Origin of the sequence: Acinetobacter piscicola (genome assembly GCF_015218165.1) — a bacterium.
Taxonomy (GTDB): Bacteria; Pseudomonadota; Gammaproteobacteria; order Pseudomonadales; family Moraxellaceae; genus Acinetobacter; species Acinetobacter piscicola_A.
The window spans coordinates 1,424,765-1,439,904 of record NZ_CP048659.1 but is presented as its reverse complement, the minus strand read 5'-3'; the positions used below and the strand labels follow the sequence as shown (position 1 = coordinate 1,439,904).

Annotated in this window: 14 protein-coding genes; 7 read left to right on the top strand and 7 right to left on the bottom strand. The window is 37.2% G+C overall.

Annotated features, from left to right (window positions below; translation table 11 throughout):
• Positions 1–12: 12 nt before the first annotated feature.
• A complete protein-coding gene (locus G0028_RS06975; protein ID WP_130072698.1) occupies positions 13–435 on the bottom strand; it encodes an OsmC family protein in 423 nt (140 codons plus the stop codon).
• 148 nt (positions 436–583) lie between these two features.
• On the opposite strand from G0028_RS06975, the gene crp reads away from it, so the two are divergent.
• Positions 584–1,291 carry a cAMP-activated global transcriptional regulator CRP gene (gene crp / locus G0028_RS06970; protein WP_130072700.1) on the top strand — a complete coding sequence of 236 codons (708 nt, stop codon included), beginning with the start codon at positions 584–586 and terminating at the stop codon, positions 1,289–1,291.
• Between the two features lie 172 nt (positions 1,292–1,463).
• A complete protein-coding gene (locus tag G0028_RS06965) occupies positions 1,464–2,513 on the top strand; it encodes an NADP(H)-dependent aldo-keto reductase (protein ID WP_180044734.1) in 1,050 nt (349 codons plus the stop codon).
• 98 nt (positions 2,514–2,611) lie between these two features.
• On the opposite strand, the gene G0028_RS06960 is transcribed toward G0028_RS06965, so the two are convergent.
• Positions 2,612–3,754, bottom strand: a complete 1,143-nt coding sequence (locus G0028_RS06960) for an acyl-CoA dehydrogenase family protein (protein WP_180044735.1) — start codon at positions 3,752–3,754, stop codon at positions 2,612–2,614.
• A gap of 317 nt (positions 3,755–4,071) precedes the next feature.
• Complete coding sequence (locus G0028_RS06955; RefSeq protein WP_180044736.1) at positions 4,072–5,418, bottom strand: dicarboxylate/amino acid:cation symporter; 1,347 nt, start codon at positions 5,416–5,418, stop codon at positions 4,072–4,074.
• A 424-nt stretch (positions 5,419–5,842) separates the two neighbouring features.
• On the opposite strand from G0028_RS06955, the gene G0028_RS06950 reads away from it, so the two are divergent.
• A complete protein-coding gene (locus G0028_RS06950; RefSeq protein ID WP_180044737.1) occupies positions 5,843–6,838 on the top strand; it encodes a glycosyl transferase family protein in 996 nt (331 codons plus the stop codon).
• Positions 6,839–6,925: 87 nt separating this feature from the next.
• On the opposite strand, the gene G0028_RS06945 is transcribed toward G0028_RS06950, so the two are convergent.
• Together G0028_RS06945 and G0028_RS06940 are read right to left on the bottom strand one after the other, a co-directional pair.
• The gene (locus G0028_RS06945; RefSeq protein ID WP_130072710.1) at positions 6,926–7,192 is read right to left on the bottom strand and encodes a YeaC family protein; all 267 of its coding nucleotides are present in this window, start codon (positions 7,190–7,192) and stop codon (positions 6,926–6,928) included.
• Positions 7,193–7,194: 2 nt separating this feature from the next.
• On the bottom strand, positions 7,195–8,109 hold the full coding sequence (locus tag G0028_RS06940) for an NAD(+) kinase (protein ID WP_130072712.1): 915 nt from the start codon (positions 8,107–8,109) through the stop codon (positions 7,195–7,197).
• A 444-nt stretch (positions 8,110–8,553) separates the two neighbouring features.
• On the opposite strand from G0028_RS06940, the gene mrcB reads away from it, so the two are divergent.
• Together mrcB and G0028_RS06930 are read left to right on the top strand one after the other, a co-directional pair.
• Positions 8,554–10,953 carry a penicillin-binding protein 1B gene (gene mrcB, locus G0028_RS06935; protein WP_180044738.1) on the top strand — a complete coding sequence of 800 codons (2,400 nt, stop codon included), beginning with the start codon at positions 8,554–8,556 and terminating at the stop codon, positions 10,951–10,953.
• Between the two features lie 10 nt (positions 10,954–10,963).
• The gene (locus tag G0028_RS06930; RefSeq protein WP_373687867.1) at positions 10,964–11,572 is read left to right on the top strand and encodes a tetratricopeptide repeat protein; all 609 of its coding nucleotides are present in this window, start codon (positions 10,964–10,966) and stop codon (positions 11,570–11,572) included.
• Positions 11,573–11,630: 58 nt separating this feature from the next.
• Here G0028_RS06930 and G0028_RS06925 read toward each other — a convergent pair whose 3' ends face one another.
• Positions 11,631–12,533 (bottom strand): NUDIX domain-containing protein, encoded by a 903-nt coding sequence (locus G0028_RS06925; RefSeq protein ID WP_180044739.1) that lies wholly within the window; start codon positions 12,531–12,533, stop codon positions 11,631–11,633.
• A 136-nt stretch (positions 12,534–12,669) separates the two neighbouring features.
• On the opposite strand from G0028_RS06925, the gene hemP reads away from it, so the two are divergent.
• Positions 12,670–12,840 carry a hemin uptake protein HemP gene (gene hemP / locus G0028_RS06920; protein WP_130072718.1) on the top strand — a complete coding sequence of 57 codons (171 nt, stop codon included), beginning with the start codon at positions 12,670–12,672 and terminating at the stop codon, positions 12,838–12,840.
• A gap of 250 nt (positions 12,841–13,090) precedes the next feature.
• Here hemP and G0028_RS06915 read toward each other — a convergent pair whose 3' ends face one another.
• Complete coding sequence (locus G0028_RS06915; protein WP_180044740.1) at positions 13,091–14,023, bottom strand: PIG-L family deacetylase; 933 nt, start codon at positions 14,021–14,023, stop codon at positions 13,091–13,093.
• Between the two features lie 319 nt (positions 14,024–14,342).
• Here G0028_RS06915 and G0028_RS06910 point away from each other — a divergent pair, with 319 nt between their 5' ends.
• Complete coding sequence (locus tag G0028_RS06910; protein ID WP_180044741.1) at positions 14,343–15,137, top strand: hypothetical protein; 795 nt, start codon at positions 14,343–14,345, stop codon at positions 15,135–15,137.
• Positions 15,138–15,140 lie beyond the last annotated feature (3 nt).

Below are 15,140 nucleotides of genomic sequence, written 5' to 3'. Positions count from 1 at the left end.
CATTTTTGCTTTCTATTCTGCTGCTAGGATTTCAAAATCATGGCTGATCTCAACACCACCGTCTGATAACATTTTACTTGCAGAACAGTACTTTTCAGCAGAAAGTTCAACAGCTTTAGCTACTTGTTTTTCTTTTACATCTCGTCCCGTCACGACAAAATGTAAATGAATTTTAGTAAAGACGGCAGGGATTGTATCTGCTCGCTCAGCTTTAAGCTGACATACAACACCTGTCACATCTTGGCGAGATTTCTTTAATATTGTCACAATATCAAAAGAAGCACACCCACCAAGTCCCATTAATATCAGCTCCATGGGACGTGGTCCACGGTTTTCTCCACCATATTCAGCAGAACCATCCATGACAACTTGGTGCCCACTTTCCGATTTTGCTTCGAAAGCAACATTCTCTAACCAATGTACGCTAGTTTGCATTGCAACTACCTAAAAAAAGCTATAAATTTATAGTGTACGGTACACTAGCATAAAATGAGTTGATAAGGAATTTCATCTCTTTCGCTTCTACGTGACGAGTTCAATTTAGATTTATGATCTAGTTATTATCCAATTTGGAATTTTTAGCATGTCTTCTAATTTAGCACAACTAAGTACAGACGCTTTATCACCAGGACAACTGCCTGAATCTGTCAAAGCATTACTCAAGCGTGCTCACATCAATCGCTTCCCGAAACGTACCACTATTGTTGATGCGGGTTCAGAGTCAAAATCACTGTATTTAATTTTAAAGGGATCAGTATCAATCATTTTACGTGAAGATGATGATCGTGAAATTGTGGTTGCATATCTCAATCCAGGCGATTTCTTCGGGGAAATGGGGTTGTTTGAACAAAACCCACAACGTACAGCAGAAGTAAGAACACGTGATGTTTGTGAAATTGCTGAAATTTCTTATGAGAATTTTCATGACATCAGCAAACAATATCCTGACTTAAGCTATGCTGTTTTCGCACAATTGGTCAGACGTTTAAAAAATACGACGCGCAAAGTAACAGACTTGGCATTTATTGATGTGTCGGGTCGTATTGCACGTTGTTTGATTGATCTTTCATCACAACCTGAAGCCATGATTTTACCAAATGGCCGTCAAATCCGCATTACTCGTCAGGAAATTGGACGTATTGTGGGTTGTTCTCGTGAAATGGTGGGGCGTGTTCTGAAAACACTTGAAGAACAAGGCATGATCGAAACAGATGGTAAAGCAATTTTAATTTTTGATGTCTCTTTAGAAGAATCTTCGTATTCTGACGACGATGAACAAGATGACGAATAATTCGTTCTAAATCTCTAAAAAGCAAATCTTCGGATTTGCTTTTTTGTTTTAGTCATCCTTTAGAAATCATTATACACAATTCAGAAATCAAAATAATTTACACAGGCTATGATGTTTAAGCTCAATATATTGAATAACATCACTTCAACCAAAACATTTAAGGACAATCTCAATGAAATTTAATCCACTGGGTCAATCCGGTATTCTCGTTCCAGAAATTTGCTTAGGGACCATGACCTTTGGTGAGCAAAATAATCAAGTACAAGCTTTTGAACAACTCAACTATGCTTTAGATCAAGGGTTATATTTTTGGGATACTGCGGAAATGTATCCCGTACCGCCTAAACCTGAAACACAAGGTGCAACCGAACAAATCATTGGCAATTGGATTGCACAAAATGGGCAACGAGACAAATTATTCCTTGCATCCAAAATAGCAGGACCACAACAAGGTGGCAGCCATATTCGAGATGGGCAGACCAAGTTTATTGAAAGTGAGATTTCATCAGCTATAGATGGCTCTTTAAGGCGCTTACAGACCGATTATATAGATTTGTATCAGTTACATTGGCCACAGCGCCCAACTAACTTTTTTGGCAAACTCGGCTATAGTAACCACGAAGCACAGCAAAACCAAGAGATTACCCCTCTTGAACACACCTTAGAAGCATTATCGAAAGAAGTTGAAAAAGGTCGTATTCGCCATATTGGTTTATCCAATGAAACCCCGTGGGGAACGTTGAAATTTTTACACTTAGCTGAAAAATTAGGCTTAGAAAAAGTCGTCAGTGTACAAAATCCATATAACTTACTCAATCGTAGTTATGAAGTTGGCATGGCCGAAATTGCACATTATGAAGGTGTTGGATTATTAGCATATTCACCGTTAGCTTTTGGTTATTTGACAGGAAAATTCCGTCATGGGGCACGCCCTGCTGATGCCCGTATCACGCTATTTAGTCGTTTTAGCCGCTATAGCAATCCTGAAAGTGAATGGGCAATCGAACAATATGCTTTATTAGCAGAAAAGCACAATTTGAGCTTAACCCAACTTGCTTTAGCGTATATTCAACAGCAATTTTTTGTGACCAGTACCATTATTGGGGCGACCAATTTAACGCAGCTCAAAGAAAATATTGCTGCTTTTGATGTGACATTGTCAGATGAAGTTTTACAAGGTATTGAAGATATTCATCGTCAACAACCAAATCCCGCACCTTAATCGATTAGATTGATATTGCGCTTCTTTTGCATTCATTAGAAGCAAATAAAAAAGACTTCCCCGGAAGTCTTTTTGCTAATTTCAAGGAAGATTTTATCTTAGCGCCCTAAAATGCCACGTGCGACAATTTCTTTCATAATTTCATTGGTTCCGCCATAAATACGCTGAATACGCGCATCGACAAAGAAACGTGAAATTGGATATTCAGTCATATAGCCATAACCACCAAAGAGTTGCAGTAAATTATCAGCAACTTTCATTTGCATGTCTGAACTAAAACTTTTCAATGCAGCCGCAGTTTCTACATCCAGTTTCTTTTCTTTATATAGCGCTAAGTTTTGGTTATAAAATGCTGCTGTTGCCAATTCATCAATCTTCGCTTGTGCTAACACAAAACGTGTATTTTGGAAGCTACCAATTTTTTGACCAAATGCTTGGCGTTCTTGCACATATTGCGTAGTCACATCAATTGCACCACGAATCGCACCCAAAGCCGTTGCAGCAATCGCTGTACGCTCACGTGGTAACTCTTGCATCAAATAGGCAAAACCTTGCCCTGCATTCCCTAACAGTTGATTGGCTGGCACTTTGACATTGTCAAAGAACAGTTCAGAGGTATCTTGTGAATGTAAACCAATCTTGTCTAGGTTCATCCCCTTTTTAAAGCCTTCTAAATGCGTATCGACCAATAACAACGAAACACCTTTAGCACGTGCTTGAGGATCCGTTTTTGCAGCTAAGACCACTAAGTCTGCATGCTGACCATTAGAAATGAACGTTTTTGAACCATTTAGCACATAATGATCGCCATTTAAGATCGCAGATGAGCGCATACCTTGTAAGTCTGAACCTGCACCTGGTTCAGTCATCCCAATCGCACCAACGACATCACCTGCCACCATTTTAGGTAACCAATATTGTTTTTGTTCTTCATTTGCAATGTTTAAAATATACGGTGCTGCGATTTCTGAGTGACATGAAATCGCTGTAGAAAGCGCACCATAGCCTGCGCGTGCTGACTCTTCAACCAACATTAAAGAATATTCAGTTGGGACACCATAACCGCCATATTCTTCTGGTACATCCACACAGAGAAAGCCGTTGTCACCCAATAATTTCCACATCGAACGTGGCATTAAACCGTCTTTTTCCCATTGTTCATAATGAGGTGCAACGTGTTCATTCATAAAGCGTTTGAAATTATCTTTAAAGAGTTCTAAGTCTGCATCGTATGCCAACATCTGTGATTTTCCTTTTGGGCTTATTCTTGGGTAATTGTCTTGTTTATCTTATCTGAGTTTTAATTTTAATGTCATGACTTTTCATGACGAGAGCATCAGGTTAATTCGGTCAATAGTCAAAGTATAACTGTATAAAATTAAGACATTTTGAGTCTAAGTTATTTATCAGTAAAACTAACCAATCGCTTTAAATTTTATATTCTGAAAAAGATGCATTCACTGCAAAAAATGATATAAAAAAACCGCAATACAATGACACTCATCATATTGCGGTTAGATACATTTCACCGAGACGGGTTTCACCCCAATATCAAGATTTAAGCATGCTTTTGAGTTGTATCTTCAAGCATTTGCTTATCTAATTCTTCAGGATGATTCAATGCATAATTCAACTTGTCTTGGTCCAAGTGACCTACCCATTTTGCAACGACAATCGTTGCCAAAGAGTTCCCCATAAGATTGGTCAAAGCACGTGCTTCTGACATAAAACGGTCAATTCCGAGGATCAATGCCAAACCTGCAACAGGAATATGTCCTACCGCAGATAAAGTCGCTGCCATCACAATAAAGCCAGAACCTGTTACCCCTGCTGCACCTTTCGATGAAATCAATAACACCACAAGTAAAGTAATCTGATGGGATAAATCAAGCTGTGTATTGGTCGCTTGCGCAATAAAAATAGCAGCCATGGTCAAGTAAATCGAAGTACCATCTAAGTTAAATGAATACCCTGTTGGAATCACCAAACCAACAACCGATTTTTCACATCCTGCGATTTCCAATTTTTTCAACATTCGTGGTAAAACCGACTCTGAAGATGATGTACCCAGTACAATCAATAATTCTTCACGAATCATACGAATCATTTTTAAGATGCTAAAACCACAAACACGGCTGATTGTACCTAGCACAATAAAGATAAATAACAAACAAGTGAGATAGAAACAAATGATCAACTGAGCAAGTTGTGCAAGACTACCAATCCCATATTTACCAATGGTGAATGCCATTGCACCAAAAGCACCAATTGGTGCAAGTTTCATGATCATATTCACAATGTTAAAAAACACATGTGCAATTTGATCAACCAACTTCAATACAGGTTTGCCTGCATCGCCCAATTTATGTAAAGCAAATCCAAATAAGATTGCAAAAAGTAAAACTTGTAAAATTTCACCTTCGGCAAATGCCCCAACCACTGTATTTGGAATAATATTCATCAAGAAATCAACAGTTGACTGGGATGCACCCGACTCAACGTATTTAGAAATACCTGATGTATCCAATGATGCAGGATCAATATTCATGCCTACACCCGGTTTTGCAATATTGATGACCAACAAACCAATCAATAAGGCAATAGTGGAGACAATTTCAAAATATAATAAAGCAATACCACCTGTCTTACCGACAGATTTCATACTTTCCATACCTGCGATACCACTGACCACCGTACAGAAAATAACAGGTGCAATAATCATCTTAATCAGACGAATAAACGCATCTCCCAGTGGTTTTAATTGCTCACCAATACCTGGAATATGTTTTTCAACACCATTGACCAATTGTGTGGTACTTGGGAAATAATGCCCCACAAGCACACCTGCAATAATGGCAACAATCACTTGGAAATAAAGTGACTTATACAAAGGTTTTTTAGCCATAATGATAACTTCTTTCGATATTTCTAATAACAGAAATATTTTATTTGTAGTGATCCTGAAAAGAAACACAGCCAAGTCGTTCTCATTCAACTCGATAAAGACTAATTTTTAAAAATAGAAATCTCCCTAGAAAATAGCATTTTCTAGAAAATTCATATCCTTAAAAAATTTTAATGCGCCTTAATTAAGACTTAAAAGCAATAAAAAAATACTTTTAAATTTTAAGAGAACAAGAGATTTAAAAATAAAACTTTTTAATTTTAATAAAAAATCACGATCTAGACGCAAAAAAAAATGTAAAAATCGAATACTTATTAATCATATCTGCATTAGACCTTAGTATTAGACACATGTCTTTGCTGCCTTTCTATACTTTTTATGTCATAGTATTTTGTAGATATTTCTAACTTTTTATCAGTCATTTATGAATACAAAACGTAATTTATATCAAGATTTTGAACATCCATTTGCGCAATATATCCGTATTATAGGAAAGGGTAAAAATGGTGCACGTTCCTTGACCTACGAAGAAGCCTATCAAGCTTTTTCGATGATTCTAAAAAATGAAGTTTTGGATGTGCAACTTGGCGCTTTTTTGATGCTGCTACGAGTCAAAGAAGAATCTGTTGATGAACTCGCAGGATTTGTGCAAGCCACTAAAGACCAATTAACCTTCAGCCCCCTAGACGTCGATTTGGATTGGTCATCTTATGCTGGTAAACGTAAACATTTTCCCTGGTTTTTACTCGCAGCACTCACCTTAGCAAAACATGGCTATAAAGTCGTGATGCATGGTGCTTCGGGACATACGATTAACCGAATCTATACCGAACAAGTTCTTGAATACTTAGGTTATCCAATTTGCCAAAATGAAAATGACGTTGCACAACAGTTAGCAACGCATCATTTTGCCTTTCTGCCTTTACATGTCATCTCACCCATTTTAAGTGATCTCATTGGTTTAAGAAATGTGATGGGGCTACGTTCACCTATTCATACATTGGCACGTTTGATTAATCCTTTTCATGCCAAAGCAACCATGCAAGCCATTTTTCACCCTGCATATCGTAGCTCACATCAACAGTCTGCTTTCAAATTGGGTTATCAAAATAGTGCTGTGATCAAAGGTGAAGGTGGCGAATTTGAACGTAATCCTGATGCCAAAACCCTAATTTGTGGAATTAAACAGGGTGAACTGTATGAGCATGAATTACCAAAGCTCACCGACAACCGTAGCCCCGCCGAAGAAGAATTAGATTTAGAGATTTTTAAAGCGGTATGGTTAGGTCAACAAAAACATGAATATGGCGAAGTTGCCGTTGTTGAAACTATGGGGATTGCACTCTATACCATGGGTGTAGTGAATGACTACAATGAGGCAATGTTAAAAGCTCAAGTGCTATGGAATAGTCGTTTTTAACTGTTTTAGTTGCTCGGTCAACCTTATCGCAGACAGGGCACAAATACAAAAAAGGACGAATATCAATCGTCCTTTTTTCATGTTCATTTATACGAAACGAATGGGTTTAAACTCAGGTTCAGGTACATGAGAATCACATTCATCCCCCTCTTCTTTATGCCCTTTATCAATATAACCCGAACGTTCTTTTTCATCTAAATTTTGATGTTCCCATGCAATGACCGCTTGCATACAAATTTCACGTTGCTCTTTCGTCAAAACAATACCATTTGGCCATTTACCAATTTCAACGGCAGTTTTCAAACGTGCTACGACATCTGCGTCAAGCATAGAAAGCATTTGTTCAATATTCATGATTAATCCTGCTGTTGCAATGAATCAAAATCTTGGTTCCAACCGAGTTTAGTACGACATGCCATATAGAAATCATAACCCGGTGGATGGATAAGCGTTAATTTAAAGGGATGTTTACGAATATGCAAACAATCGCCTACATTTAATGAAATACTGCTTTGCCCATCTGCACTGACCATCGGTAATACACGATTTTCGCGAATTTCAATTTTAATTTCGCTTTGTCCACCGACCACGATTGGACGAGAAGATAAAGTATGTGGATGCATAGGAACTAAGGCAATGGCATCCATACTCGGATGTAAAATCGGACCACCACCAGAGAGTGCATAAGCCGTTGAACCTGTTGGCGTTGAAACAATTAAACCATCACTGTGCTGACGATAGACATATTGACCATCTATTTTGAGGTCAAAATCAATCATGTGTACAGATTTACCCGAATGTAACACCACATCATTGAGTGCGATTGCTTCATAAATGCTTTGATTCTGACTGCGAATTTCCATTTCCAATAAGAAACGGCGGTCGATCTGAAACTCACCTTTTAACACTTGATCTAATTTAAAGATTACTTCAGTCGGTTTAATATCGGTTAAAAAGCCCAAACGCCCCCGATTCACCCCCAATACAGGTGTACTGTATTTCACCAAAGCACGTGCAGCATGTAGCAGTGAACCATCTCCCCCCACCACGATGACCAAATCCACAACTTCACCCAACAGATGTCGACTAACTGTTTGTGTATTGGTATAAGGCACCAATTCTGCTGTTTCAGAATCAAAAACTGGATGTAAACCTAAGCCAAGCAAGTGATCATGGATCAAACACAAAGTGTCGACCACAGAAGATTTATCTGGGCGACCAATCAGACCAATATTTCTAAATGCTTTTGACGAGATATGTGTTGGGTTCATCAATTTCCTTTATATCAACCTGATAGAACTGCATCCAAATCATGCAACGCAGCTTAGTTTCAAAGCATTTCTTCGGATTGCACTATTATTCTAAACGATGCAATGAATTATACATATTAAATATCGAGGCTTAAACTTTTATTGCAATGTCCTATTTATTTTGTATTTTTAAGCAAGTGGTTCAAAGTATTTGAAAAAACAACCTCCCAAAAAACCAAAAAACCAAAAAACCAAAAAACATAATTAAAATTCAAAAACCTATAAAATGAAATATTGGTGTTCATATATTTTTCACTCATCGTTAAAAATCAGCTTAAATGTGTTGTTTTACAATTTATTGTATGGTTTCAATGTGAAATTGCTTAATTTCACAGTTTAATTATTGCAAATTCCTAAAAAGCTTCGCATGATTGACAAAATTTCTCAGGTTTTTTGCATATTTTTATGAAGTCAGAACGTGGAATAGGCATCATTGCACTAATTTTCTGTGTGCTCATTATTGCTGGATTTTTAGCTTTTAGTATTTATTTGGTTCGATTAGACACAATTATTCGAGATAAATTTGAGGGGAATCGTTGGGATATTCCTGCGAAAGTTTTTGCACGCCCATTAGAACTTTATGCAAATGCTCCTGTGACAACCAATGATTTTGAACAAGAATTAAAACTACTTGGCTATAGCAAAAAAGACAGTTATGAAAAATCTGGCAGTTATGTTGTTCAAAATAAGAGCTATTATGTGCATACCCGCGGTTTTGACTACGGCGATAGCGTAGACCCTGAGCAAATTTTACAAGTTTCATTTAATGAAGATACCGTTGCTGATATTAAAGCTACAAAACCCTCCAGTACAGGTATTGCTCGTTTAGAGCCAATGTTGGTGGGTGGAATTTTCCCACAACATAATGAAGATCGCGTCCTCATTAAACTCAATAAAGTGCCAAAAACTTTAATTGAAGCCTTAGTGGCAACTGAAGACCGTAATTTTTATCACCATCATGGAATTTCATTCCGTGGTACAGCACGTGCCATCGTCAGTAATATCACAGGTGGCAAACGTCAAGGTGGTTCAACACTGACACAACAGCTCGTTAAAAACTTTTACCTTTCACCTGAAAAAACTTTAAAACGTAAAGTAAATGAAGCATTTATGTCTTTATTGCTTGAGTTTCATTATAGCAAGGATGAAATTTTAGAAGCGTATTTAAATGAAGTAAATTTAGGGCAAAATGGCAACTACTCTATCAATGGTTATGGTTTAGCCTCACAATTTTATTTTGGTTTACCTTTACGTGAACTCAATATTGCACAACAAGCTTATTTAGTCGGCTTAGTTCAAGGACCAACCTTATACAATCCTTGGAAAAACCCTGAAGGTGCAAAAAAGCGTCGTGATATTGTTCTCAACAATATGTTGGTGATGGGTTATTTAACCCAAGAAGAATATGAGCGTGAAACTGCTCGCCCGCTCAATGTCGTCAAAAAACCAACAACAGGTCCTTCAAAATTTCCTGACTTTTTAGACATCGTACGTCGTCAGTTGAAAAAAGAATACCAAGAATCTGATCTAACTAATCAAGGCTTGCGTATTTTCACTACGCTTGATCCAATTGCACAGACTAAAGTCCAAAATAGCTTCCGTGACACTGTAAGCCGTTTAGCAAATGCCAATCCATCCCGTTTAAAAAATTTACAAGGTGCTGTGCTCGTGACACAACCTGAAAATGGTGAACTGATTGCAGCAGTAGGCTCAACCCAAGATTTCACAGGTTTTAACCGTGCGATTGATGCAAAACGTCAAGTGGGATCTTTACTGAAACCGATCATTTATTTAAGTGCTTTAGAGTCAGGGCGTTATACATGGGCAAGTCAAATTGAAGACAGCCCAATCAGTATTCCTGTCGATGGCAATAAATCTTGGACACCAAAAAATTATAGTGGTGGTGGACATGGTTATGTACCGATGGTGCAAGCTCTTGCACATTCTTATAATTTATCTGCGGTACGTTTAGGGCAAGAATTTGGTCTATCTACATTTAAAAATCAACTGACCAAATTTGGTGTAGAGTCTAATATTCCAAATTATCCGTCTATTTTCCTAGGTGCAGTCGATATGTCGCCGATGGAAGTCATGAGCATTTATGGTAACTTTGCAACAGGCGGTTTTAAATATCCAACCAAAGCCATTCGCTCAGTCGTAGATGCTGATGGTCGTTTGCTGCAACGCTATAGTTTAAATGTACAACAAACGATCGACCCATCCTCTGCTTATATTTTGAATTATGGCTTACAACAAGTGATGTCATCAGGCACAGGGCAATCTGCTTATGGCAGTCTATCATCTGGGCTAAAACTAGCGGGTAAATCAGGTACAACCAATGATACCCGCGACTCATGGTTTGCTGGGTATTCAGGTAACCATTTAGCCGTAGTATGGCTCGGACTTGACGATAACAAAGTGACAGGCTTAACAGGCTCATCAGGTGCTTTACCTGTATGGACCAATGTCATGAAACAATTGCGCCAAAAACCAGTCAATCTGCGTCAAACTGACAATGTTCAATGGCAATGGATTGACAGTGAAAGTGGTCAACTTTCCGCACAAGGTTGTGCCAATAGTTTTTATATTCCGCTCTTGCGTAACTCAGTACCTCGACAAGCTACAGCATGTGGTATGCCACATTATCAAGTAGAGCCGACTTACATTCCTGATACGCAAAATAACCCACCTGCCGAGAACTCTAACGATAGTATAGAAAATTACATTCGTGAAAGTGAAAGCAACATGGATCAAGATTTAAATAGTCAAGGTCATGTAATTTCAAGTGGTCGTTATGAAAATTAAGAGTGTTATTATGCAAATCGTTCCACCAAAGATGCGCCAAAAAAATCAGCAGAAGATCATACTAATCAAATACCTTGGTGCATTGACGATTGTACTTGCGATCGCAGGTTGTCAATCTAATCCGATTCAAACAGGTTCAGGCAAGAAACCTGAACCTGTGCCACAAAACTCCAAAGCGAAAGTCGAAACACCTGACGGGGTTAAAATCATCCCTTATGATCGCCCTGAGATCAAACGTGAATCCATGCAAGTGATTGTACCCGAACAAAAAGCTCAACCACAAAAGTTTGATGATGGACACAACATTCCTGCTTTTAATCAATTGATTAAAAAAACTGAGACAGCATTTCGCCAAAGCAAATGGAATGAGGCAGAAAATTTTGCGCTGCAAGCACAGCGTTTAGCACCACAATCTGCTGAAACCTATTTATGGTTAGCATTAATCGCCAATCATAAAAATCAGGCAAAAAATGCCGAATCTCTGGCGAGACGTGGTTTGAGTTTTGCACAAAGTGATGAGATGCGTAAGCAATTATGGAATGCGATTTTAAAATCTGCACAACAGCAAAAAAATGCTAAAACCATTGCAGAAGCACAAGCAAAGATCAAAGCGCTTTAAGCCTTGATCTTTTCATTTGTCATCTTGTCATCAAAAGCTGTAAACATTGTATTTAACATTAAAATGCCCGAATTCCTGCAACACCATAAGCACTATACTGCTGTGCAATGGCTAAATCTTCAGGCTTTAAACCACCTAAAGCAAACACAGGAACAGCGCAGTCTTTTGCCCATAGTGCAAATTTCTCCCAACCTAAAGCATTGTTTTCTGGGTGCGTTGCGGTATGCAAAACAGGACTGAGCAATATGGCCTCAAAACCTAAATGCTGTGCTTTTTGCAAAGACAATAAATCATGACAAGCAGCGATACAACGCACACCAATATTGAGATCATGTCGCTGTGCTTGCATCACTTGAGATTGTTTGAAATGTACTGTGAATATTTGAGTTTTAATCTGCTCAGGTAGCTTGTGCCAAAGATCGACATTCACCACTAAACGCGCTAATTTTGTTGGATCTAAGTGCATGAGAAATTGTAGGTCTTCAACATGCAATTCATCCACTCGCCAATACATTAAATACTCAGGATTTAGTGTTTCAATCTCTTGAATATGCGCTGAGATCTTAATGAAATGTTGCCAAAATAAACGTTCAACAATGGCTTGATTGGCTTTGGGAAAATTTAATTTTGTCAGTTGATCACGTGTGTACCATGTCCAAGGCGATTGAATATTTTCCAAATTTTCAGCATTTACTTGGCCATGAAATACATGTAAATTCACAATAATATCGTCATATTCGTGGCAAATCACATCAAAGATATGCCAGTCTTGAACTCCTATTCCGACTTCTTCAAACACCTCTCTACGACAGGCTTGCTCGGGTGTTTCGCCATGTTCAACTTTACCCCCAGGAAACTCATATTTGTTACCTTGATGTTGCGCTGCTGCTCTCCATCCAACGAGTACTTTAGTTTGATGAAATAATAAGGCGATCGCCACATTTACCACAGGTTTTGTCATCACTTTTTCATCACTTATTTTACAGAATGTAAGTAAATCGCTTTTTTTTGCAAATAACAACAATTATCGTTGACAGCCTTATTCGATAATGATTATCATTTAAAACATTAAATGACGTCCCACACGGAGTAGAACAATGAACGCACCTTTTAGCTTATTCACACGTAATAATGAATCGACCAATGCCTTACCGATGCTACATTCCAACAATTTATTCGCGCTTGGACGTGAAATCCGTATTATGCATGCAGGTGAAGAATACCGCTTACGTTTAACACGTAATAACCGTCTTATTTTAACCAAATAAGTATAAAAATAATTTAATAAAATAAAAATTGTGGGAACAAGCAGTATGAATCAGCGCATACTGCTTTTTTAAACAAGGCTGTATTGTAAACGTTCTAGGCATTTTCAGCGACCCAACCACTGTACTGTTTACTACCAAATCCATTGAAAAGACAAACATAATAATTACTACACAAACTAGAACCTAAAATCTTCCTTCCCACATAAATATGTGAGCAACAATCTGCTTTGCAAAGATTTTAAGCTAACTTTTAACGTAGCTTTTCATCAATATGCTTACAATTCACCACACTCTTTGAACTAATATATTGCTTACCTAACCAAACCAAATGTGGATCTCGTGCATGTGGATTAACATATTGATATTCCACCAAAACAGATGTTAAAACATCCCACAGTTTGCGATGCTGCTGATATTCACTATTGGACATATTCACAGGTTTGGCACGATTTACATATTCTGTAAATTTATTGGTCAGCATACAGTTGTCTAGACCTTGGCTTAGATGCTGCACCAGCAAAGAGGTCATAATATGGTCAGAATGATCTTGTTGATTAATATATAAATTATCTTCTGCAATATTAAAAGTAATCTCTTTTTTGCCTGCTTCAAGTTGCACAATATCGGACAGTGTTTGAATTAAATCTTGTTGAGTATACGTATTTTGTTGATCAATGCTTGAAATTGTTTTTATTTTTCCACGATACAATTTTTCCAAGCTTTGAAATTGGGTTGTGGGGAAACCATTTCCCGTCATATTCCCATCAGGTAATAAAAAATTATAAAATACAATATTTTCACCCAATTGCTTTCGCTGAAAAGTGTGTTGATTAATTTTAATTTCAGTGCTGATAATCCTATTTTTATCATGATTCCAATGATTCACTGATTTCTCATGCGCCAATAAACGTGCTTCCCAATACGTTTTTTTCATCGCAGAATAGTGAGGTAAATGTATTGCTTCACCACCATCACCTGCGGTCGTCAAAATAAATACATTTTTATTTTGATGTTGCACATAAAACTGTGCATTTTTCGCCATAAATAATTGAATATCATCGGGATGTGCTGCCACAAAGAATTGCACGGTTTTATTTTGTGTTGGTGTCACTTGCGGTTCTATCGTGGGGGTATTGTCCTGTTCTGAAGAACCTCCTCCACACGCACTCAACAATGTTGACAAAAATAAAATCGAAGTTAAAAAAGTAATTTTAAAATTATTATTCATAATAGAAAAAATGTTGTAAATTATGCGCACATTATACAAAAGATTTCAGCTTAATTTCATTTTATCCAAATATTAATGCAAAAGTTTTAAACCCATCTTTACAATAAAATTTGGTTTCTATTTTATGGAACCTGTTGAAAATATTCACTCAAATGAGTTAAATTTAACCCAATCTATTTTCAAGAATTTTTATTTATAAAAATAGTTTTTTAATTTTAGTTAGAATTGTGCACTTTAAAATTTAATTTTGGGCATTCATTGTCGGATTTTTAATATGTTAAATGTAAATAAAATCTTCGCCCTTACTTTCACTTTGGGTATAGCCCAACATACTCTGGCGGGGTACTCCGATGAAATCAGTTATTTTGAATTTCTTGAAAAACGAGATGTTCCTAAAGAAGTTACGACACTTATTCCAGTCAATGAAAAACTGTTGGATTTTAATTTTGGTCATTTAAATGATGACGTATTATGGGATCTTGCACTCATTACAGTGCCAAGCGATGAGTTTAATCTTGCTCAACAAGAAAATCGCTTACCCAAAAAAAGAACACTAAATCTATATTTAGGTGATGGTCAGTCATTTAAGCTAAAACTCCAACATCAATATGCCTTTAAAAATCTTGATGAAAAAGCAATTCTAAGTATTTGGCAAACTGGAATTCTAGATACTGAAAATCACTATATACATCCTAAAGTTCGTAAAATTTATGATCTTTTAGATCCAGATGCGCCATTTCAACAAGCCACTGGAGGTTTTACCCTAAGTCAAAGTTTTGAAAATTATTCATATTCCATCAAATTTATTTGGGATAAAAAGCTTCAAGACTGGATTTATGCAGGTACATTAGGAACGACTCATTCGAATCCGCAACTTGATGCGACCTCGGAAGATGAAAGTTCAGTGACTGCAGCTACTGAAGTAGCATCTTATGAAACAAGTTCAAACTATGTATTGCTGCTAAAGGAAAATCCAGAAACCAAAGCCTTAAAAGATTTTTACTTTGATCATCCTGAATATGAAGATAGTTATTCCTTTGATCCTGACAACTATGGTCCACCTGAATAAAGC